19 protein-coding genes are annotated in these 21,933 nt (G+C 55.7%); 6 read left to right on the top strand and 13 right to left on the bottom strand.

The window, feature by feature from the left end:
• Window positions 1–25 precede the first annotated feature (25 nt).
• The 6 genes from HOO88_07410 to HOO88_07385 form a co-directional block, all read right to left on the bottom strand.
• Window positions 26–478 carry a glycine zipper 2TM domain-containing protein gene (locus HOO88_07410; GenBank protein NOU36581.1) on the bottom strand — a complete coding sequence of 151 codons (453 nt, stop codon included), beginning with the start codon at window positions 476–478 and terminating at the stop codon, window positions 26–28.
• 66 nt (window positions 479–544) lie between these two features.
• Entirely contained in the window at window positions 545–2,266 is a 1,722-nt protein-coding gene (yidC, locus tag HOO88_07405; GenBank protein NOU36580.1) for a membrane protein insertase YidC, read from the bottom strand.
• 57 nt (window positions 2,267–2,323) lie between these two features.
• Window positions 2,324–2,596, bottom strand: coding sequence for a membrane protein insertion efficiency factor YidD (yidD, locus tag HOO88_07400; protein ID NOU36579.1), 273 nt, complete (start codon window positions 2,594–2,596; stop codon window positions 2,324–2,326).
• Window positions 2,593–2,982 (bottom strand): ribonuclease P protein component, encoded by a 390-nt coding sequence (gene rnpA, locus HOO88_07395; protein NOU36578.1) that lies wholly within the window; start codon window positions 2,980–2,982, stop codon window positions 2,593–2,595. The genes yidD and rnpA overlap by 4 nt, the downstream gene beginning before the upstream one ends.
• Window positions 2,975–3,118 carry a 50S ribosomal protein L34 gene (gene rpmH, locus HOO88_07390; protein ID NOU36577.1) on the bottom strand — a complete coding sequence of 48 codons (144 nt, stop codon included), beginning with the start codon at window positions 3,116–3,118 and terminating at the stop codon, window positions 2,975–2,977. Before rpmH ends, rnpA begins: the two co-directional genes overlap by 8 nt.
• A 75-nt stretch (window positions 3,119–3,193) precedes the next feature.
• Window positions 3,194–4,084 carry a class I SAM-dependent methyltransferase gene (locus HOO88_07385; GenBank protein ID NOU36576.1) on the bottom strand — a complete coding sequence of 297 codons (891 nt, stop codon included), beginning with the start codon at window positions 4,082–4,084 and terminating at the stop codon, window positions 3,194–3,196.
• 158 nt (window positions 4,085–4,242) lie between these two features.
• Between HOO88_07385 and HOO88_07380 the strand changes: the two genes are divergently transcribed.
• The 3 genes from HOO88_07380 (at window position 4,243) to HOO88_07370 (ending at window position 5,911) form a co-directional block, all read left to right on the top strand.
• Complete coding sequence (locus HOO88_07380; protein ID NOU36575.1) at window positions 4,243–5,151, top strand: DUF475 domain-containing protein; 909 nt, start codon at window positions 4,243–4,245, stop codon at window positions 5,149–5,151.
• A gap of 7 nt (window positions 5,152–5,158) precedes the next feature.
• Window positions 5,159–5,494, top strand: a complete 336-nt coding sequence (locus HOO88_07375; GenBank protein NOU36574.1) for a hypothetical protein — start codon at window positions 5,159–5,161, stop codon at window positions 5,492–5,494.
• 189 nt (window positions 5,495–5,683) lie between these two features.
• Window positions 5,684–5,911 (top strand): hypothetical protein, encoded by a 228-nt coding sequence (locus HOO88_07370; GenBank protein NOU36573.1) that lies wholly within the window; start codon window positions 5,684–5,686, stop codon window positions 5,909–5,911.
• Between the two features lie 118 nt (window positions 5,912–6,029).
• On the opposite strand, the gene rsmB is transcribed toward HOO88_07370, so the two are convergent.
• The 4 genes from rsmB to HOO88_07350 all read right to left on the bottom strand — a co-directional run bounded on the left by rsmB (window position 6,030) and on the right by HOO88_07350 (window position 13,544).
• Window positions 6,030–7,301, bottom strand: coding sequence for a 16S rRNA (cytosine(967)-C(5))-methyltransferase RsmB (gene rsmB, locus HOO88_07365; GenBank protein ID NOU36572.1), 1,272 nt, complete (start codon window positions 7,299–7,301; stop codon window positions 6,030–6,032).
• The gene (locus tag HOO88_07360; protein ID NOU36571.1) at window positions 7,301–8,896 is read right to left on the bottom strand and encodes a glycosylase; all 1,596 of its coding nucleotides are present in this window, start codon (window positions 8,894–8,896) and stop codon (window positions 7,301–7,303) included. Before HOO88_07360 ends, rsmB begins: the two co-directional genes overlap by 1 nt.
• A gap of 70 nt (window positions 8,897–8,966) precedes the next feature.
• Window positions 8,967–11,240, bottom strand: a complete 2,274-nt coding sequence (locus tag HOO88_07355) for a hypothetical protein (protein ID NOU36570.1) — start codon at window positions 11,238–11,240, stop codon at window positions 8,967–8,969.
• A gap of 15 nt (window positions 11,241–11,255) precedes the next feature.
• Window positions 11,256–13,544 (bottom strand): hypothetical protein, encoded by a 2,289-nt coding sequence (locus tag HOO88_07350; protein NOU36569.1) that lies wholly within the window; start codon window positions 13,542–13,544, stop codon window positions 11,256–11,258.
• 134 nt (window positions 13,545–13,678) lie between these two features.
• Here HOO88_07350 and hrpB point away from each other — a divergent pair, with 134 nt between their 5' ends.
• Window positions 13,679–16,213, top strand: a complete 2,535-nt coding sequence (gene hrpB, locus HOO88_07345; GenBank protein NOU36568.1) for an ATP-dependent helicase HrpB — start codon at window positions 13,679–13,681, stop codon at window positions 16,211–16,213.
• A 15-nt stretch (window positions 16,214–16,228) separates the two neighbouring features.
• Here hrpB and HOO88_07340 read toward each other — a convergent pair whose 3' ends face one another.
• Window positions 16,229–16,930, bottom strand: a complete 702-nt coding sequence (locus tag HOO88_07340) for an acetyl xylan esterase (protein NOU36567.1) — start codon at window positions 16,928–16,930, stop codon at window positions 16,229–16,231.
• Between the two features lie 127 nt (window positions 16,931–17,057).
• On the opposite strand from HOO88_07340, the gene HOO88_07335 reads away from it, so the two are divergent.
• On the top strand, window positions 17,058–17,927 hold the full coding sequence (locus tag HOO88_07335; protein ID NOU36566.1) for a radical SAM protein: 870 nt from the start codon (window positions 17,058–17,060) through the stop codon (window positions 17,925–17,927).
• Between the two features lie 63 nt (window positions 17,928–17,990).
• Entirely contained in the window at window positions 17,991–19,409 is a 1,419-nt protein-coding gene (locus HOO88_07330; GenBank protein NOU36565.1) for a sialate O-acetylesterase, read from the top strand.
• Between the two features lie 73 nt (window positions 19,410–19,482).
• Here HOO88_07330 and HOO88_07325 read toward each other — a convergent pair whose 3' ends face one another.
• Both HOO88_07325 and ilvD read right to left on the bottom strand, forming a co-directional pair.
• Window positions 19,483–20,232 (bottom strand): hypothetical protein, encoded by a 750-nt coding sequence (locus HOO88_07325; protein ID NOU36564.1) that lies wholly within the window; start codon window positions 20,230–20,232, stop codon window positions 19,483–19,485.
• Window positions 20,233–20,238: 6 nt separating this feature from the next.
• On the bottom strand, window positions 20,239–21,930 hold the full coding sequence (gene ilvD / locus HOO88_07320; GenBank protein ID NOU36563.1) for a dihydroxy-acid dehydratase: 1,692 nt from the start codon (window positions 21,928–21,930) through the stop codon (window positions 20,239–20,241).
• Window positions 21,931–21,933: the final 3 nt, after the last annotated feature.

Here is a 21,933-nt window from a genome sequence, read left to right as displayed (position 1 = left end):
TGCGGCATTTCATTCGTGAAGTGCTCTATTTGGTGACGCGGGTGATTCCGCCAGAGGTCAGTACGCGAACGCGCTCGCCAACAGAAAACATAATGTCGGCTTCCTGTACCACGGCGATGGTCGAACCGCTGTCGAGTTTGACGGTGATTTCGATGCCGGTCTTTTTGGTGAGCTGTTCTTCGGCGACGGTTCCGCCGACCGCGCCAAGAGCCGCACCGCCGAGCGCCGCCAGCGTCCGGCCGGAGCCGGCACCGATGGTACTGCCCGCCACGCCGCCAGCCACGGCACCGGCAACCGTTCCGACACCGGATTTGGTGCCTTCAATTTTTACGTTCTTGATCTGCAGAACCGTGCCGAGCTGAACGGTCTGTGTGCGACGCACCTGATCGCGGGAATAGACATCGCCAGAGTCGCTGGACGCACAACCGGCGATCAAAGCGCCGATAACAAGTGATGCGGAGAAACGCAACCATTTCATAAACGCCTCCTCTTTTGCGGCACATTGTATCTCAAATCCGGTCGGCTGAGAACTGGCCCAACCGGATTATTTTGCAACCGCAACCGGCGGCTGCTTTTTGATCATCATCTGAACGATCATAATCAAATTGCTGGTCGTCCAGTAGAGAACAAGGCCGGACGGCATGGTGTAGAAAAAGAACAGCATCATCAGCGGCATCATAATCGCCATTATTTTCTGCTGCTGAGGATCCCCGGCGCTCGGCGTCATTTTCTGCTGCCAGATCGTGGTGACGGTCATCAGGAGCGGCAGGATATTGAGCGATCCGACGACCGGAATCATTCCGGCAAAGAGATTTTCCGGCTCGGAAAGGTCGCTGATCCAAAGAAACTTGGAAAAGCGCAATTCAACGGCGCTGCGCAACACAACAAACAGCGCGATAAATACCGGAATCTGAATAAGCATCGGCAGACAGCCACCCAGCGGATTAACCTTGTTCTCTTTGTAGAACGCCATGGTTTCCTGCTGCATACGCTGCGGATTGTCTTTGAACTTTTCACGGATTTCTTTGAGCTGCGGTTGAAGTGCCTGCATTTTCCGCATGCTTTCGGTGCCTTTATGGGTGATCGGCCAGAAGATCATGCGGACGATGACGGTCAGGAGCAGAATCGCCACACCGTAGTTATGCACAACGACATGCAACGCTTTTAACCCCCATAACAGACCGGTCTTGATCGGATACATAATCGGGTTCATGAATTTCCAGAAGCCCATGCTCTTGAATTCCATCACCTCAACCTGCTCCATACCCTGCGTCTTGAGGAAAGAATAGTCTTTCGGGCCGATATAAAAACTGGCTTTGCGGGTCAGCGTTTCGTTCGCCGCGACCTGCTCGGAATTAAACTTGATGGCGGCAGAAACTTCCGCCGGTACGTTCTTTTTGCCTTCACCGGCACGGCGGACAGAAAGGTCGAAGGCGCTGGCGGCACGTTCCGGCGTCAGAATCTGTACGAAAAATTTATTTTTGGCGGCCACCCAGTCAACTGAACGCGGAGCAATCTGCTCTGGCGTAGCCGTCCGCATTCCGGTTTTGGTCGCGTCACTGAACAGTTTATTAAATTCCTTACCCCAGTGATGAACGCCATCAGCGGGCGCGAAGGTATCAACGCCCAGCGTGATCACTCCCACCATCGCGGTGGTTCCTTTGGCTTCAGACATCGGGCCGGTCGGCAGGCGCAGCTCCGGCAGAACCCACGGAGTTTTGCCGCTGTTGACGAAAGAATCTTCGACTTTCAGAAGGTATTCACCTTCGAGCTTGAGAGTTCGCTCCAGAAAGCGTCCATCGCCGAGCGCCGCGACATAGCGCAGTCCATCCGCGGTTTTTTCAAGCACTCCGGCAGGAACCGGCAAGCCGGCATAACGCAGAGCCGGAGCATTGGTGAAATCGAGAATAACCGGCCCGCTGCCTTTACGGTTTTCGGCGGGATAGTTGCTGAGAACCGCGGAAACCACCGCGCCGCCGTAGGATGAAACGGTCAGTTCGATGTCGTCATTGGAAAGCGTCATCGTCTGTTCGGGCGCAGACGGCAGAACCGCTTCCGGGACTTTGGCGGATACAGCTTCAGCAATGACGGCGGATTTTTCAGCCGTCACCGAAACTGCCGGTTTTTCTGCGGCAACAGGAGCGACCTGCGGTGCAGGTTGTGCAGGCCTCGGAAAATACTTCTGCTCGATTGCCGGATAGAAATTCATCCAGACAAACATCAGGGCCACCAGGATACCTACAATAATAAAATCGTTTTTCTTCATAATCCGTATCTTTCGTTCAATCGGCGTGATGCGCCTCGTTCAAATCGCTGAAACCGTTCAATCCGATCTCTGATCGCTGTTTTTTTTCTGGTTCCCGACTCCTGACCCCTGATCCCTGACCTCCGGAACGGGATCACACCCGCCGGGATTCCACGGATGACACCGGCATATGCGCCGGAAACTCAGCCAAAGGCCGTAAACTATGCCATGCTTCTCAAGCGCTTCAATCGTATAATCGGAACAACTGGGATAAAAGCGGCAGCAGGCCGGCTTCATCCGTGAGGCGGTTTTTTGATAAATCCGAACCAGCGCTATGAATAGGCGTCTCATTGGGTCAGCAACCCTGCCTTCTCCGCCAACCGCAGGAATTCGCGCTCTACGTCGGCATAGGACGCGGCGAGCAGGTTCTGGCGGGCAATGATGACGAGATCGAACGGCCCGGAAAGTTCCGTGCGATGCTGGCGGAAAATTTCGCGCAGGCGGCGGCGAGCCAGATTACGGTCAACGGCGCGGTTACTGACTTTCTTGCTGGTCACTACGCCGAGCCGCAAGGCGGCGTTCTGTCCGGTGCGGAGCCAGAAAACCATATAGCGTCCGACAAAGTTATTTTTCTGCGCAAAAGCCTCCCCGAAGAGGGAGGCTTGAATCAGACGTTGTTCTTTAGAAAGCGTTTTTGAGTCCACCGGGTTATCCTCCGGCGAGAGCGTCTTACGCATCACAAACGGTCAGACGTTTGCGGCCTTTACGGCGGCGGTTGGCGAGGATTTTCCGTCCATCCGCTGTTTCCATACGGGCACGGAAACCGTGTTTACGTGCGCGTTTAATTTTCGAAGGCTGCCATGTACGTTTCATTGTTCAATCTCCACTGAAATTCAAAAAGAGCGCAAACCCTGCCAAGTTCGTCCGCCGCTGTCAACCCCTTTGCCGTTAAAACGGCGCGGCGGATCCAATCTTGGTGTTAATGGCGGCTTCGGCGATGGAGCGTCCGTCAATCAGAACCGGCTGTTTGCGGGCGCGCCAGACGCGCCGCTTGGTTTTGGCGACCAGATTATGTCCGGAAGCGAAGAAAAGCAGTTCATCTTCCAGTTTCGCCAGCAGCCACATCAGCGGATAAACCAGCATGGCCAGTACGTTGAGCTTGGTATATTGGTAAAACTGCTCCGTTCCGGTGTTTTCGGAAGGCATGTTATAAAGCCCGTGCGTCATTTTGTTGGCGATCGCCTCGCAGATCAAACCGGGCACTTCGATGCACCCGGTGGAATAGGAATCGGTTTCCGGCACATCGAACCCGTCCTTGAGCACTTCAAACAGTTCGCCGCTGGTATAGCCGGGCCGTTCAAGTCCTTTTGCGCGCCAGGAAAGTCCAAGCATCGAGCGAAGCGGACAGGCCCCCAGGCAAAGGGCTTTGCGCGCGGCGGTGATCACCAGCCGCCCGTCAGACTTCAGAACGCGGTGGCATTCCTTAATAAAGGCATAGTCGTCGCGGACGCGCTCCAGCGCGTCCACGATCACCACCACGTCGTAGGTTCCGTCGGGGTCTTTGATCGCAGGGCCCTGCAGAATTTCGACCTGATCCTCTACAAACCAGTCGAGCGAGGATTTGGCCGCGCCGGAAAGCACCAGCGTTTTCCAGCGTCCGCCGCCTTCACGCAGCCGGGCACTGATCACGCCGTCACCGGCGGTGATCTCAAGACAGTTCTGATTCGTCGTAATACCGATCAGCTCTTTAATCGTGCGGAAACGAATCTGCCGCCGGACAGAACGCTTAAACAGCTTTTCCTGCCAGCGAACCACTTCACTGCGTAAATTTGCATCCATTGCTTTCATGGCGGCAGAGTATAGGAGGGGAAACTAAAGAAGGGAATACCTGAATGATGGAAAAGAATTGAAGCGCGAACGCCTGCCGCCGGTTTCAAATTGACAGAACCGGGTCCGGTTTCCACACTCTGCCGCACAAAACCGGAAACACATAACTTATGGACATCTTTTCTCTTATCTTTGTCGTCGTCGGGCTATGCCTGTTCGAAACCATCACCAGCATCGACAACGCCATTATCAACGCCGAGGTGCTCTCCACCATGCAGGCCAAGGCACGGCGCTGGTTCCTTGTCTGGGGACTGTTCATCGCCGTATTTCTCGTCCGCGGACTGCTCCCGTGGATTATCGTCTGGGCCTCCATGCCGGATCTCGGCCCGATCGGCGCTCTGACCGCGACGTTCAGCGGCGACGCTTCGGTCATCGAAGCCGTCGAAAAAGCGGCGCCGACACTCCTGATCGGCGGCGGTACGTTCCTGCTGTTTCTGTTTTTTCACTGGCTTTTCATCGAACCGAAAAACTACGGCCTCGCCGGCGAAGAGTTCTTTCATAAACAAGGCGTTTGGTTTTTTGCCATCGTCGCCGTCCTGCTTGCCGTCCTCGTCTGGCTCGCGCTGAAAATCAATCCGGCGATGGCCTTCGGCGCAGTCGTCGGCTCCACCGCCTTCTTCATCACCCACGGCTTCCGCCAGCAGGCGGAACACGCCGAGAAAACGCTAATGCAGAACGGTCTGTCGGACTGGAGCAAAATCCTCTACCTCGAAGTCATCGACGCCACCTTCTCGATCGACGGCGTACTCGGCGCGTTCGCCTTCACGCTTTCCGTGCCGCTCATTCTGCTCGGCAACGGACTCGGCGCGCTGGTCGTCCGCCAGCTCACCGTCGGCAACGTCGAGCGGATCAAAAAATATCTCTACCTGAAAAACGGCGCGATGTACTCCGTCCTATTCCTCGGCCTCTTCATGGTGCTCGAAAGCTTCGGCATCCATATTCCCGTCTGGCTCTCTCCGCTTATGACCTGCGGCGTAGTCGCCTACTTTTTCATTAAATCCAAAGCGGCGCTCCGCTGAATGTTCCATGCATTTGAAAATCCAGCCACTGATTATTGTGCTGCTTTGCTCCGCCGGAGCGGGCTTTTCACAAACGGTTCGTGGCGGATTCTCTGAAACGTACTGCGACCATTACCGGTGCCGAATTCACGGCGACCATTGCGACGAGCGGTACACCGTAAGCCTGATCGACTATCCGCTGGCAGAAAAAAAAGAGCCGCTCGAACAGATCAACAAACTCTCCGATGATGATCCGTTACAGGCCCGGCTGAGCAAGCGTATGGCCGCCGCGGGATCCACCAACTTCGTCCGCACCAACACCGCTCCATTCAACATGGCCCCCGGCCTCGCACCAAAAAATTAATCTGCCCGGCAGGAAAAATTCTGGAGTGCGGACGCAAGCAACGCGCGAGGCCGCTCTGTTCCTGTAGCCGCGATCCGCGATCGCGGATGAAACAATAGTCCGAGGTCACGGACCTCGGCTACAATTCCCGGCTTTCAATTTGACAGACTCCAGCCCCGTTTCCACACTCGGTCACAGGAAATAAAAATCGTGAAACAAAAATCAACAGACAGCTTTTTCCTCTCTTGGTATGGTCGATTTATCGGGGGATTTATTTTCGGAGTACTTTCTACTTTGCTTTTCGATTTTACGTTTCAACAAAGTCAAAATGTCGAAGCTCTACTGATTGAAGCCGCTGTGTGGGGTGCTATTACTGGCGGATTGGCAGCAATCTTTGGAGCGCGTTTTTTAGCGTGGCTTTTTGATTGGTGGTTATAACCGTATCTCAACGAGAAAAATTCTGGAGTGCGGACGCAAGCAACGCGCGAGGCCGCTTTGTTCCTGCCAATAAAGAAAAGCTCCGTCGCACTTCGTTTGCCGGAGCACTCCAGAAAGTTTAATCCCTGACGAGCAGCGCGGCATAGGCGCCGTCGGTGCCGGATTTCGGCGGGAAGAGGCGTTTGGCTTTGACGAGGCGGAAATCTTTCTGATCGCGCGCCCAGCGGCTGACCATTTCTTCGTTCTCTTCCACTTCCAAACTGCATGTGCTGTAAACCAGCCGTCCGCCGGGTTTCACATGCTTGGACATGGCGTTGAGAATCTGGCGCTGGGTCTTTTTGATCATTTCAATGCGGTCGCGGGTGAAGCGCCAGCGGGCATCGACGCGGCGGCGCAGTACGCCGGTATTCAGGCACGGCACGTCGAGCAGAATGGCGTCGAACTGTTTACTCTTCTCCGGAAACCCTTTGGCGGCGTCGCCTTTCAGAATTTTTACAAAGTCCCAGCCGGTGCGTTTGATGGTGTCTTGCAGCGTATCGAGCCGGTCATCGTGAACATCCATGGCGATCAGCTCGCCCTTCCCTTCCATCATGCCGGCCATCATGGCGGTCTTGCCGCCGGGCGCGGCACAGGCATCCAGCACCGATTCGCCGGGGCGCGGATCGAGCAGTTCGACGGAAACCGACGTGGCCGGATCCTGCACGGTGAACCAGCCTTCTTTGTAGCCGGGAACTTTCGGCACGGCGACGCCGCGCGGAAGAATCAGAAAAGTTTCCGCGCTCGGAAACGGGTGCGGCTTGGCATCAATTCCGGCGGCTTCCAGCGCTTTGATAAATTCATCCGGTGCAATGCGAACCGGTTCGACGCGCAGAATCGTTTCGGCTGGCTGGTTGTTCCATTCGCAAAGCTGGAGCGTATCGCGCTCGCCGTACTGTTTGACCCAGCGGTTGATGAGCGACTCGGGATGGGAAAGACGGATTTCGTCGGACTGCTTTTTAAGATTCTGCAGAATGGCGGCTTTTTCTTCCTGAATGTTGCGCAGAACGGCGTTGATCATCCCCGCCGCGCGGATGGCGTCTTTATGGCGGCGGCTCTTGACGGCTTCCACGGTTTCGTGGACGGCGGCAAATTCTTCGACGTTGTCCATGAAGCAAAGCTGGTACACACCGACGTGTAGCGCGGCCAGAATGTAGGTTTCCGGACGGCGCGGAATAAATTTCTGTTCGATGTATTCCAACGCCAGTTTGCGGCGGACGATGCCGTAAACCAGTTCGGTGATGAAGGCGCGATCGTCTTTGACCTCGGCCAGCTGGCGATCCGGAAAGCTTTCGCTTTCCAGCCAGTGGTAAATAATTTCGGCGGCGACTTCCCGGCTGTTTGTTTTTCTCATTAAAGTTTCCAGATTCCGTACGAACGGCCCTGCATGACGCAACGGCCTTTTTCGAGTTTTGCGCCGGAGCCAGCCAGTAAAAGGCCGTCGCCGACTGCAAGCGGGGCGGAAACATCGCTTTTTGACGGATTGAAAGCAACCAGGATTTTACTGCGGCCTTTCGAGCGCTGGAAAATCAGCGGGAACTTGTTCTTCTTAACGTAAAGAACTTCGAATTTGGCGTCCGCCGCCAGCGCCGGTTCGGTGCGGCGCAGTTTTACCAGCTCGCGAGTGACGTTAAGCAACGAGTCTTTGCGCTTTTCCTGCGCGGCGACATTCGGCGCATTTTTCGTTTCATCCACCGGCAGATACAGGTCGGCTTTCCGGCCCGCAGAAAATCCGGCGTTGCGCCCGGCGGTCCACTGCATCGGTGTGCGGGCGCCTTTGCGCGGAGCATAAGCGCCTTCGACACTTTGTACTTCATCCATCTGGCGCATGCCAATTTCGTCGCCGTAATACAGGAACGGCGTACCGGGGAACGTCATCAGGAACGCCATGATGATTTCGAGGTCTTTCTTCGAGCGCCGGTTGTTGATTCGTCCGATGTCATGGTTGCCGACCGGAATGGCGATGTAGCCTTTGTTTTTGGTTTTCCGGTAATGCTCCATGTACTGCTCAATGAAGAACGAGGCGTCGCCTTCCCCGTCTTCGTCGAAGAAACTCGCGCCGGTCTGAAAGTGTTCTGAACCGGGCCCGGCGCGAAACGCCTCGCCGCGGAACATTCCGTAGTAGCCTTTGCTGAAATGGAAAAAGTCGGCGTGGAAACCGGCGTCGAGCGCGTTTTGCGGCCAAGACCATTCGGAAACGATAAACGCTTCGGGATAATCGCTGTCGAGCATTTCGCGCGTTTCGCGCCAGAACCGCTTGGCTTCTTTCGCGCCCGGATCGTTGCGAATAATGGAACCGGCCATATCGACACGGAAACCGCTCGCGCCCTTATCCAGCCAGTAGCGCATGATATTGCGCATTTCCTGCCAGGTCGCCTGCGCGTCCGGATGCGTCGTCGGCAACTGCCACGGTTGATCCGGTTTGGCGAAGCCGAAATTGAGCGCGGGCTGCGAACAGAAATAGTTGATCATGTAGCTTCCGTCGCGGTCGCAGAACCCTTGAATCATTTTGCTGGACCACTTCGCGCCGCCGTTATGCCAGGCACTGCCGGTCCAGATATACCGGTTGGAAAATTCATTCTTCTCCGGCGCGCAGGAGGCTTGGAACCACGGATGCTGAATCGACGTGTGCCCCGGAACCAGATCCAGCAGCACGCGAATGCCGCGCTTCTTCGCTTCGCGGAAAAGTTTTTCGAGGTCCGCGTCGGTGCCGTAGCGCGGCGCGACGTGATAGTAGTCGGCCACGTCATAACCCGCGTCCAAAAACGGCGAAATAAAACAGGGATTCACCCAGATCGCGCTGACGCCCAGACTCTCGATGTAGTCGAGTTTCTTGATAATGCCCGGCAAGTCGCCAATACCGTCGCCGTTGGTGTCGCAAAATGACTGCGGATAAATCTGATAAAACACCGCATCCTTCACCCACTCCGGCCCTAGATTTTTCGCCATACCGTCTCCTTTTTGAAAACGCGCATTATGCCGGTTTCTCGGAACATTGGAAGACGGCAGGGACGGATTTTTATTCCGTGATCTGGCGGAGGCGGTAGAACCCGTTGGAGGCGGTTCCGAGTGTAAAGCTGGTCTGCTTTTGCAGTCCGTCGCCGGTGATGTTGTAAATCATCGTCGTCCAGGATGGAGAGGTGAGGCTGGCGGTTGTTTCGAGCCGGTACCGGAATCCGGTAACGCTCCGGAAATTCAACGCTCCGCCTGAGCCGGAAAAGGTTCTCCCGATATGCAAAGCGGACTGCCCGTCCTGCGGTGAGGTTCCGTCCAGATATTCCTTCAGGTTGCTTGCGCCGTCGCCGTCAGGATCGGCGCTGGCGGCGGACTGACCGTTAGTGGTTGTGCCGTCGCCACCGAAATAAAGGGCGCGCCATGCATCGCTGACGCCGTCGCCCACACTGTCGATCGTGCGGTAAACCGCCGTCACAGATACATCGCTGGCGGGCATCCGCAAGGTGGTGACCGCGGCGGAAACGTCCACCACGGTTTGCGTGTTGCCGGCCCAATGATCAAACACCTTCCCTGCGGGCGCGGCATAAGCCTCAATATTTAAGACAGAGCCGGTCTTTGATGTTCCGCTGCCGAAACCGTTGCTGACAGAAAGCGTGTAAACTGACGCCGCAGTATCACGATAGGTTGCCAGCAGGTAGAGCGCATAGGACGGCATCGTCACCTGGGCTGTCGCGGCATTAAGATTGTCTATCTCTGAAGCGGCACCGATCCAACGGTCGAAAACTTTTCCGCTGGGTGCGGCGTCGGCGGTAATGGTCACCACGGAGCCGGGAACAATGTTAGTCTGACTGGAAGCGGTTCCTGAAATTACAGATAAAGGATAGTCCTCGTCGGTACGGAATGGCGACGCCGGAAGCAGTGCGCTGTTATAAAGCTTGTTGGCACTGAATGATAAAGCATAACAATACCGAATATAGGCTGGGGCCGACACACTCGGACTGGAGACAACTACAGTATCTTTATCGATCACAGCGGTTGCGCTGAAAAAGGTTCTGTTCGTTCCGGCAATCTCAAAATTCTGTAACGTTCCGACAGATACCACCGGATTGGTTCCGCTCTTTGTGCCCGCCAGCAATCCGGTTTCGGCATAATCAAATAGAATCCGGATCTGAGAGCCTTCCACGATTGAACTCCGGTACAGCGGGCCGCTATAGACCCTGCCGTCACGAAGCATATCTCTCCCCAGCGCCCATTGTGCCAGACGATATCCAGGATCCTTTTTGTTAGGCGGATGAAGCGTATTATTTGAAGTATCAATGGTCACCGCCATACCGACGTTAGTTTCTGACAGAACGTTAAACTGTGCCCGACGTATCCCAGAGTAATTAACGGCCGTATAGTTCGGCAGCTGAACATAGTAAAACGGAAAATCTCCCTGTCCCCAGCTCTGCCGCCAGCCCCGGATCAGTGCCCGCAGTTCATGCCGATAAAGGTCATCGTCGCTGGTATTATATTCTCCTTGATACCAAATGGCGCCGCGCAAGCCGTAAGGCATCAGCGGAGCAATCATGGCGTTATATTTTTTAAAATGATTGGGAAGTCCGCCCTGCTCCTTATTTTGCAACATTCCTGAAAGCTGAGATACCTTCGCGCATCCGGCGGAATTTAAGAAACCATCGATTGACTGACCGCCCTTGGCGGAAAAAATCAGCCCGACGGGTACGCCGGTTTCCAAATAAATATTTTTTGCGAAAAAATAGCCGGAGGCAGTGAAGTTGCTGATCGATGCAGGATTGCAGTTTGTCCAACTCTCAGACAGAGGCGGTTCTTTTAGCTCGGTGGCTGATGACGCTGTATAGAGGACTGTGACCTGACGAATCTTTGAATAGGCGGCAGATGCTGTGATTTCATCCGCATAGCCGGTCACTCCGCCCGCAGCAAGGATGCCCCCCCCGTCACCCATACCGTCCATGGTCATGGCCATGTTGGACTGCCCGGAAGCGAGATAAACATCTCCAAAAACTACGTCGTTGATTTGAACACTTGTTTCGCTGGGCGCAGAGATCAGCAGAACATGTGACACGCCGCCGTCATTCGGATGCGATCCGATTCTCGCCATCCATTGGCCAGCGGAGTCGGTCGTTGCCGTTCCGACGGTAACTCCATCCAGCTTAACCGTCACCACGGTGCCGACCGTTGCGTATCCCCAGACCGGAACGTCCATATCCCGCTGAAGTACCATGTGATCACTGAACAGAACATGCGCCCGCATCGGAGCCGCTTGAGCAAGTCCTGAAAAACAAACAAATAACCCAACGATTACAGCAAATTTCTTCATGTGACTTTCCAATTCCTATTCTGTGATCTGGCGGAGTCGGTAAAATCCGTTGGAGGCGGTTCCGAGTGTAAAGCTGGTCTGCTTTTGCAGTCCGTCGCCGGTGATGTTGTAAATCATCGTCGTCCAGGACGGAGCTGTGAGGCTGGCGGTTGTTTCGAGCCGGTACCGGTATCCGGTAACGCTCCGGAAATTCAACGCTCCGCCTGAGCCGGAAAAGGTTCTCCCGATATGCAAAGCGGACTGCCCGTCCTGCGGTGAGGTTCCGTCCAGATATTCTTTCAGGTTGCTTGCGCCGTCGCCGTCAGGATCGGCGCTGGCGGCGGACTGACTGTTGGTGGTTGTGCCGTCGCCGCCGAAATAAAGCGTACGCCAGACATCGCTGACGCCGTCGCCCACGCTGTCGATCGTGCGGTAAACCGCCGTGACGGATACGTCACTGGCGGGCATCCGCAACGTGGTGACCGCGGCGGAAACATCCACCACGGTTTGCGTGTTCCCGGCCCAATGATCAAACACCTTACCGGTCGGCGGCGCGGCGGCTTCTATGTTCAGGATGGAATTGGTTTGCGAAGTCCCGCTGCCGAAGCCATTGCTGACAGAAAGCGTGTAAACTGACGCCGCAGTATCACGATAGGTCGCCAGCAGGTAGAGCGCGTACGACGGCATGGTCACCTGAGCCGTCGCGGCATTAAGATCATCAATCTCAGAGGCGGCACCGATCCAGCGGTCGAAAACTTTTCCGCTGGGTGCGGCGTCGGCGGTAATGGTCACCACGGAACCGGGAATATTCGTCAGACTGGCGGCGGTTCCGGAAATCACAAACAGCGGATAGTCCTCGTCGGTGCGGAACGGCGACGCTGTGAGCCGGGCGCTGTTATAAAGCTTGTTGGTGCCGGACGGCACCGCAGCGTAGCAATACCGCACATAGGCCGGGGCCGGCACACTCGGACTGGAGACGACTACAGTATCTTTATCGATCACAGCCGTTGCGCTGAAAAAGGCTCTGTTCGTTCCGGCAATTTCGAAGTTCTGCAATGTTCCGGAAGGCACCACTGAATTGGTTCCTTTTTTCCAGCCAACCATCAATCCGGTGTCGGCATAATCAAAAAGAATCCGGATTTGTGCGCCTTCCACGGTCGAACTCCGGTACAGCGGGCCGCTGTACACCCTGTCGTCGCGGCGCAGATCTCTCCCCAGCGCCCATTGCGCCAGACGATATCCCAGATCAGTCTTGTTGGCCGGATGAAGCGAGTTTTCTGATGCATCTATATTCACCGCCATGCCGACATTGGTTTCCGAGAGAACATTGAACTGTGCCTGGCGTAGCCCCGGCCAAGGAATGCCCCCGAGCGCCTCGCTCAAGGTCGGCAGTTGAACATAGTAAAACGGAAAATCTCCCTGCCCCCAACTCTGCCGCCAGCCACGGATCAGCGCCCGCAGTTCATGCTGATAGAGGTTGTTGTCACTGACATTAGCTTCCCCTTGATACCAGATGGCACCGCGCAAACCGTAGGGCATCAGCGGAGCAATCATGGCGTTATATTTTTTAAAATGGTCTGGAAGTCCGCCCTGTTCCTTATTTTGCAGCATGCCGGAAAGCTGAGGTACCTTCACGCATCCGGCTGAATTTAAAAAGCCTCCGATAACTTGACCGCCCTTGACGGAAAGAATCAGCCCGACGGGTGCTCCTGTTTCCAAATAAATATTTTTTGCGAAAAAATAGCCGACGGCTGTGAAATTGCTGATTGATGAAGGATTGCAGTTTGTCCAGCTCTCAGTCAACTGCGGTTCTTTCAGCTCAGTGGCTGATGTCCCGGAGTAGAAAACCGTAACCTGACGAATCTTCGAATAGGCGGCAGATGCTATGATTTCATCCGCATAACCAGTTACCCCGGCGGCATGGTAGGGATTAGGACCAACCCCTACTCTGGTGTCCATCAGCAAGGCCATGTTGGACTGCCCGGAAGCGAGATAAACATCTCCAAAAACTACGTCGTTGATTTGAACACTTGTTTCGCTGGGCGCAGAGATCAGCAGAACATGTGACACGCCGCCGTCATTCGGATGCGATCCGATTCTCGCCATCCATTGGCCAGCGGAGTCGGTCGTTGCCGTTCCGACCGTGACGCCGTCGAGCTTAACCGTCACCACGGTGCCGACCGTTGCGTATCCCCAGACCGGAACGTCCATATCCCGCTGAAGTACCATGTGATCACTGAACAAAACGTGCGCCCTCATAGGAGCCGCTTGAGCAAGTCCAGAAAAGCAAAGCAACAGTCCGAAAACTACAACATATTTCTTCATGGGGTTCTCCTAATAAAAAGTAATCCAGTATACAAAATCTGCATGGATAATATAGCTCATTCTGCCGTGTTTTCCAATTCAACTTGGGTCTCGAAGAGTTGCGCCGGAAACCATATGGTTTACGTCCTGAAAACATGAACCCGGCAAACCTTCCAATCTATGAACTGCGCGATGAGCTGATCGCGGCACTGAAGAGCGAGACCCGACTCATCATCGAAGCGCCGACTGGCTCCGGTAAATCCACGCAGGTTCCGCAGATGCTCCTCGATTCCGGCCTCTGCGACGGCAACATCGTCGTCCTCCAGCCGCGCCGCATCGCGGCACGGATGCTGGCGCGCCGTGTGGCGCAGGAGCGCGGCGGCGAAACCGGCGGCGAAGTCGGCTATCAGGTTCGTTTTGAAAACTGCATCTCGAACAAAACCCGTATCCGCTACGTCACCGAAGGAATTCTGCTCCGCCAGCTTCTCGACGATCCGCAACTGCAAGCCGTCAGCGCGATCTGCTTCGACGAATTTCACGAACGCCACCTTTACGGCGACATCACCCTCGCCCGCGCGCTTCACCTTCAGCAGACACGGCCCGACCTGAAAATTATCGTCATGTCAGCCACGCTCGATGCCGCGCCGCTCCGCGACTATCTCGCGCCGTGCCGCGAGCTTAAATCCGAAGGCCGCATGTTTCCGGTCGAGATTTCCTACGCCGCCAAAAAAATCGACTTCGATCACCATCCCGTCTGGGAGGCCGCCGCCGATGCGTTTGAAAACGCGGCCCGCTCCGGCGCGGAAGGCGACGTGCTGATCTTTATGCCCGGCGCGTATGAAATTTCCCGCACCGTCGAAGCCGTCCGCGCCAAATCCTGCGCCAAAGAATTCGCCGTTCTGCCGTTGCACGGCGAGCTTTCGCCGCGCGACCAGGACGTCGCCGTCGAGCCGGGCAACTATCGCAAAGTGGTCGTCGCCACCAACGTCGCGGAAACGTCGATCACCATCGCCGGCATCCGCACCGTGATCGACAGCGGACTCGCCCGAATCGCGCGCTATGACCCGGCGCGCGGCATCGACACGCTGATGGTCGAACGAATCAGCCGCGCCTCCGCCGACCAGCGTACCGGACGTGCCGGACGCACCGCGCCGGGCGTTTGTCATCGCCTCTGGACGCTTCAGGAGCAAAGCACACGCAAAGCGCAGGAGCTGCCGGAAATTCTGCGGCATGATTTGTCGGAAGTTGTCCTCACGCTCAAGGCGGGCGGCATCGACGATGTAGAAAATTTTGCGTGGCTGGAAAAACCCGATCCGGTTTCGCTGGCGCGCACACTCACGTTGCTCACCGATCTCGGCGCGCTCGACCATCACGGCAAGCTGACGAAGACCGGCGAACGGATGGTGCAGTTTCCGATGCATCCGCGTTATGCCCGGATGCTACTCGCCGCCGACCAGTACCATTGCGTCCGGCAGGCCTGCCTGATCGCCGCGCTGACGCAAGGCAAAGGAATCCTTGAGCGCAATAAAGGGAAAGAAGTGCGCGGACAGCGTGACGATCTGCTGGGCGACGACGACTGTTCCGACTTTAAGCGGCTCATGCGGGCGTGGCTGTTCGCCGATAAAAACAACTACAACACCGGAGCCTGCCGCGAACTCGGCATCCACGCCGCCGCGGCGCGGCAGGTAAAACCGCTCTACGAACGCTTCCTGCAAATCGCCGAACAGCAGGGACTGAAAATCAACCGCGCCGCGCCGGAAGATGAGTTTCTGCAAAAATGCATTCTGACTGCTTTCTCCGACCAACTCGCCAAACGGTGCGACAAAGGTACACTGCGTTGCGATCTCGTTCATGGCCGCACCGCCGAGCTGGCGCGCGAAAGCGTAATTCGCGACGCCGACCTGCTGGTCGCCGCCGAGATTACCGAGATCGGCCAGACGCGCGGACAGACCGGCGTACTACTCAACCTCGCCACCACCGTAAAAGAAGAATGGCTCGAAGAGCTGTTCCCCGAAGATTTCAGCGAAGTCCGCGTACCGCTTTACGACACGTCAATCAAACGGGTCGTCGTCGAACGGCGCAGAATGTTCCGCGACCTCGCGCTCGACTCCTCCATCACCCACGATCCGAAACCGGACGAAGCCGCCGCCGTCCTCGCCACCGAAGTGCTCAAAGGCAATCTCGATATTCCCGGCTGGGACGATGAAATCGAAAACTGGATTCTGCGCGTCAACCTGCTGGCGGAATGGTGTCCCGATAAAAACATTCCGGTGATCGACGAAGCGGCGCGACGCACCATGCTTGAAGAACTTTGTCTCGGCGCGGTCTGCCGCAAAGATTTGCGCGAAGCGAACGTCAAGGCTGTCGTCCGCGACTGGCTGACGTATGAACAGCAGCAGTGGATTGAAAAGCAAATGCCCGACCGGTTCGCGATGCCGGGCGGACACCGCGCCCGCGTCCGCTACGAAGCCGGGCACAAACCGGTACTCTCCGCCATGATTCAGGACTTCTTCGGCATGACCAAAACGCCGTGTATTGCGTTTGGAAGAATTCCGCTCGTCGTCGAACTGCTCGCGCCGAACCGCCGACCGGTTCAAATCACCGAAGATTTAGAATCCTTCTGGAGCACCGCTTATCCCGAACTGCGCAAGGCGCTTTCGCGGAAATATCCGCGCCATAAGTGGGAATAATCCGGCGAAACGTGGTTACGGCTGTTGCTTGATTAGGGCAATCGCCTTGTCGGCGAAGCGCTGGCCGAGCGTTTTATATCCTTCCACGGAAAGATGCAGATCGTTTTTGATTTCTTTCCCGGCGGCGTTCACCCCGTCATTCAAATCGTCGGTGTCCACCCAGGCATAACGCGGAGAGTTTCCGGCCATCTCAACCTGAATGTCGCGAATCATTGTCCAGTGAGCGTACCTGACATTTCCCATGTCGTAGTCGCTCAGCCGCCCGATCACAACGTTGATATCCTTGCGCCCGATATCCGTGCTGAGCTGATCAACAATTCCCTTCAGTGCGGCGGCATACACCGGCCCGTATTTCTCCTTTGCATCCCGCTCGCCCTGCATCCAGACAAACGTCACGGTCTGTATTTTCCGCCCATCGGTCGCAGTGGTTACTTTCTTCATTAGACGGTCATACAAGTCGCCAACCTCTTTCGGATTATTGCCTGCCGCCAACTCCCACTTCTTATACCAGCGGCGTATCGGCTGACCACCCATCGCATCTTTTACGACAATCACGTTGTCCTTGCCAAACTCAGCCTCCACCGCCGGAACAAACGATAAATTCGGATCGAGACTTGCCATATTCGACTGGCCGGAAAGAATGAAAAGGTGTTTCCCGTCTGCGGCATACAGCTCTGCGGCCAAGGCAATCAATCCGATCGTCAGTAAGTATTTCATAAAGAACTCCTTCGTTGTTTAACAATGGCCGAGAGGCTACTAAACCGCTCCGGGATTTCCAAGGTTCGGAAAAGGTTTTCTCGGCTAAGAATTCCCAATCCATAGAAACCTGTTATCTTGTTGAGCCATGTTTGGAACCTCACATACTCTGTTCCGTCCACCGGCGGAGGCCGACAGTCTGATTCTCCGCGTAGCGGACGGATGCCCATGGAACGGCTGCACCTTCTGCGGAATGTACAAAGGCGTGCCGTATAAATTTCACGGAGCCGAACACGCCGAAAAGGAATTCGCCAAAGCCTGGAAGCATTGGCCTGACGCACGGCGGATTTTTCTGGCCGACGGCGATGTAATGAATCTCGATTTTCAAACTCTGGAAACGATGCTGATTTCGTTAAATGAAAAGTTCGTCGGGCTGGCACGCGTCAGCATTTACGCCAACGGCGCGTCGATTCTCGCCAAGACCGATGCGGAACTGCGCCGTCTGAAAGAGCTGAAACTGCATACGCTCTACATGGGGCTGGAAAGCGGCAACAACGAAACGCTCCGTGCCGTCAACAAACGCGAGTCTGCTGAAGAGATGATTGAAGCGGGGCTCCGCGCACAAACAGCGGGACTGCGGATGTCGGTGATGGTGCTGATCGGCCTCGCCGGGGAACTGCGTTCCAGCCAGCATGCTCTGGCCACTGCGACGGCGTTAAACAAAATGCAGCCGCGCCTGCTGTCGGCTTTGCGGCTGGTGACCACACCCGACACGTCTCTTTACCACAGCGGTTTTAAAATGATTACGGAACACGATGCCGTAGCGGAAACGCGCGAAATGATTCAAGGCTTAGAATTGGAGCAGACCGTTTTTCGCGCCGACCATTCGTCAAACATTGTTCCGCTTGAAGCGCGCTTCCCGAAAGATAAAGAGCGACTGCTGGCGCAACTCGACACCCTGCTCGGTTCCGGACAGCTCGACACGAAATCTCCCGGACGGCTTCCGTGGAGTCTGTAGGGCCGCGATTGCCTTCTGACGAAAGCCGTGTATATTTCCGAACATTCAACATCTGGAGGTTTTATGATCAAGCGTCTCATCCTGTTCATCGCCATCCTGTCGAACAGTTGTCTTGCGGCTGAGTTAAGCCTGCCTGCTGTCTTTTCGGACCACATGGTGCTCCAGCGCGAGCTGAGTGTGCCGGTCTGGGGCAAAGCCGATCCCGGAGCAACGATTACGATTCAGTTTGCCGACCAAACAAAAACCGTCGTCGCCGCGACCAATGGAAAATGGCGGGCGAATCTGGCTCCGATGCCGGCCTCTTCCGAATCCCGCGAATTGATCGTCTCCTCTTCAATCGGCAATCAGAAATCGACATTCAACGATGTCTTGGTCGGCGAAGTCTGGCTCTGTTCCGGCCAGTCCAACATGCAGATGCCGATGGAAGGATGGTCAAACTCGCCCTGTGAAAATGCAGAAGCATCCATCGCCGCAGCGAACTATCCGCAGATACGGCTTTTCAACACTCCGTTGGTTCCCTCCGCAACGCCGCTCGAAACCGTTAAGGCGGAATGGAACATCTGCACGTCCGAAACTGTAAAATCTTTTTCCGCCACCGCTTATTACTTCGGGCGCAAACTGCATCAGGATCTAAATGTGCCGGTTGGACTTCTGCTGAGCGCATGGGGCGGAACCCGGATTGAACCGTGGACGCCGCCGCGCGGATTTAAAAACGTGGCGTCTCTGCAGGATATCTACCAGCGCACACAGAACGCACTGCAACTGAATGAAAAGGGCCCGCAGCAAACTCCGACCGCTCTTTATAACGGCATGATCGCCGCCCACATTCCTTTCGCAATTCGCGGAGCCATCTGGTATCAGGGCGAAGCAAACCGCACGGACGGCATGCTGTACGTGGATAAAACCAGAGCGCTGGTGAACGGCTGGCGGGCGTTATGGGGCTACAACTTCCCGTTCTATTTCGTGCAGATCGCTCCGTTCCACTATAAAAACGAAGAGCCTTCCGTCCTGCCGACCTTCTGGGAAGCGCAGGCCGCCATTGAAAAAAATATTCCGAACACCGGCATGGCGGTCGTCAGTGATTACGCCACGACCAATAACATCCACCCGCCGAATAAAGAAATTCCCGGCACCCGCCTTGCATTGCTGGCAGAAGCCCGCAACTACAACAAGAAAAACGTCTGCTCCGGCCCGACCTTCAAGGCATTGGAGAAAACTCCCGGCGGACTGAAAGTTACATTCGATTCAGCCGAAGGCCTCACCACCCGCGACGGAAAATCGCCGGACTGGTTTGAAATCGCCGGAGCCGACGGCGTGTTCAAACCGGCGCAGGCGGTAATTAAAGACAATGGCATCATCATCCGTTCACCCGAAGTCGCCGAGCCGGTCGCCATGCGCTTTGCCTGGCACAAACTCGCTATGCCGAACCTGGCGAATGGAACCGGACTGCCTGCCTCCGCCTTCCGCGCAACCGTCAAATAGTTCTCCGGAACTGAAAAACAAACGGCGGCTTTCCACACGGAAGCCGCCGTTTACTTTTATACGTCGAACCTCTTTACGGCTCGCTCGAAAACGTCGTGATGATTGTGTTGATGTCCGCCTGCGTCAGCCGAACCGGTGAGTTGGTGCGCGTTCCGATGGTTATCTCTACCTCGCGATCCATCCGATCAAAAAGACAAAGATTAACACGGCGATCTATTGAAGGATTCCCGAACTGGAACCCTTTTATATCACCTTGATCAAAGGAATAAATTTCGTGCGCTTTTGGCGACATGCACATCGTTTTTATAAGAAACAGCATGAATTTAAATGCAGCCTCGCGTCTTGGGCCAAACGGGGAAAAATCCCCAGGAGTCACCTCCATTGCTTTTGCGAATATGTGAGAATTTGTGAGTGTAACATTCTCCATCCCCAACCACTTTATCATCGCTTGTCTGTATTCAGCACTTTCACTCGACGTGTCAGGAATAATTGAACTGCACAACCCTTCGGTCGGAGCAAAGCACACAACTGTGACATTTGATCCTGAACAAGCCCATGCCACAAGAGATGTTCTTACCATCCATGCGGGCTGAGAACAGTCCGGCCACGGCACGGAAAAACTGTAGTCGAAGGCCTTAAGTTTTGTCACCGGCTCTGTATACAGACCGACTGCCATCGGTTTTGGCACAATATCCATCCATGGTTCCCGATTGTGCCGAACGAGAATTGCGAAGCTGGTTTGATAGCCGAAAAAGTATTTGTAGGCCACAACCGCCAACGCTATGACGACGACACCCCAACCGATTTTTTGTCTTTTCTTCATTTCCGCTTATACGTCGCAGACGTCGCACTGGGATTTCAGCACCGCGCCGTTGCTGGCGTTGGTGGCGAGCGAGGCGTAGCGGGCGAGCCAGCCGGTGGTGTAGCGCGGCGCGGGCTTCTTCCACGATTTTTTGCGCGTGGCGAATTCCTTGTCGGAAACTTCGGCGTGCAGTTTGCGGTTCGGAATATCGATTTCGATGATGTCGCCGGTCTTCAGCAGACCGATCGGTCCGCCTTCCGCCGCTTCGGGCGAAATATGGCCGATGCAGGCGCCGCGCGTTCCGCCGCTGAACCGTCCGTCGGTGATGAGCGCGACTTTGTCGCCAAGTCCCTGCCCCATGATGTAGCTGGTGGGCGCGAGCATTTCCTGCATACCGGGTCCGCCTTTCGGGCCTTCGTAGCGGATAACGACGACGTCGCCCGCTTTGACTTTGCCGCCGAGAATTCCTTCGCAGGCTTCTTCCTGCGATTCAAAAATAACCGCCGGGCCTTTATGAACCAGCATCTTCGGATCAACGCCCGCGCTCTTCACAACAGCACCCGCTTCGGCAATATTGCCGCGCAGGATGGCGAGTCCGCCTTCTTTGCTGTAGGCGTTTTCGACTTTATGAATGCACTTTTCGTTTTTGCTGACAGCTCCGGCGATATTCTGTCCGAGCGTTTTGCCGCTGACCGTCGGGCAATCTAACTTGAGCAGTCCTTTGATTTTGCTGATTTCGCCAAGGATTGCGCTGATGCCGCCGGCGTCGCGCACGTCTTCGATATGGAAATTCGACGACGGCGAAACCTTGCAAATGTTCGGCGTGGTTTTGGAAAGCTGGTTGATGCGTTCGAGGTTGTAGTCGACGCCCGCTTCGTTGGCGACGGCGAGCGTATGCAGAACGGTGTTGGTGCTGCCGCCCATCGCCATATCGAGCACGAAGGCATTGTCGATGGAATCGTGCGTGACGATATCGCGCGGCTTCGGGCCGTTGGCTTTGGCCATGGCGACGGCGCGACGCGCGGCTTCTTTCCAGAGTTCGCGGCGAGCCGGTTCAATCGCCAGCAAAGTACCGTTGCCGGGCAGCGCCATACCGATCGCTTCGCACAGACAGTTCATCGAGTTGGCCGTGAACATACCGGAGCACGAACCAGCGCCGGGACATGCAGCACATTCAAGCTTCAACAAATCTTCTTCGCTCATTTTACCGGCCTTGCACTGCGCCACGCCTTCGAAAACACTGATGAGGTCAACGACGCGACCGTCTTCCAGCCGACCGGCCGCCATCGGGCCGCCGCTGGCGAAAATCGTCGGGATATTGCAACGAACCGCGCCCATCAGCATACCGGGAACGATTTTGTCGCAGTTGGGAATACAGATCATGGCGTCAAAGGCGTGAGCCTGAACCATCGTTTCCACGCTGTCGGCGATCAGTTCGCGGCTCGGCAGAGAATATTTCATCCCTTCGTGGCCCATGGCAATTCCGTCGCAAACGCCGATGACATTGAACTCGCGCGGCGTTCCGCCGGCTTCGCGGACCGCTTCACAGATGAGGCGTCCAACCTGATTGAGATGAACATGGCCGGGAATCACTTCGTTGAAGGAGTTGCAGACGGCGATGAATGGTTTCTGGATGTCGGCGTCGGTTAGTCCGGTGGCATGCATCAGACTGCGGTGGGGCGCGCGTTCCATTCCTTTTTTTACTCTGTCACTGTTCATAAC

The organism is Kiritimatiellaceae bacterium (assembly GCA_013141415.1).
Taxonomy (GTDB): domain Bacteria; phylum Verrucomicrobiota; class Kiritimatiellia; order Kiritimatiellales; family Tichowtungiaceae; genus Tichowtungia.
The sequence above is the reverse complement of the archived record's forward strand: the minus strand, read 5'-3'. Positions and strand labels throughout refer to the sequence as shown.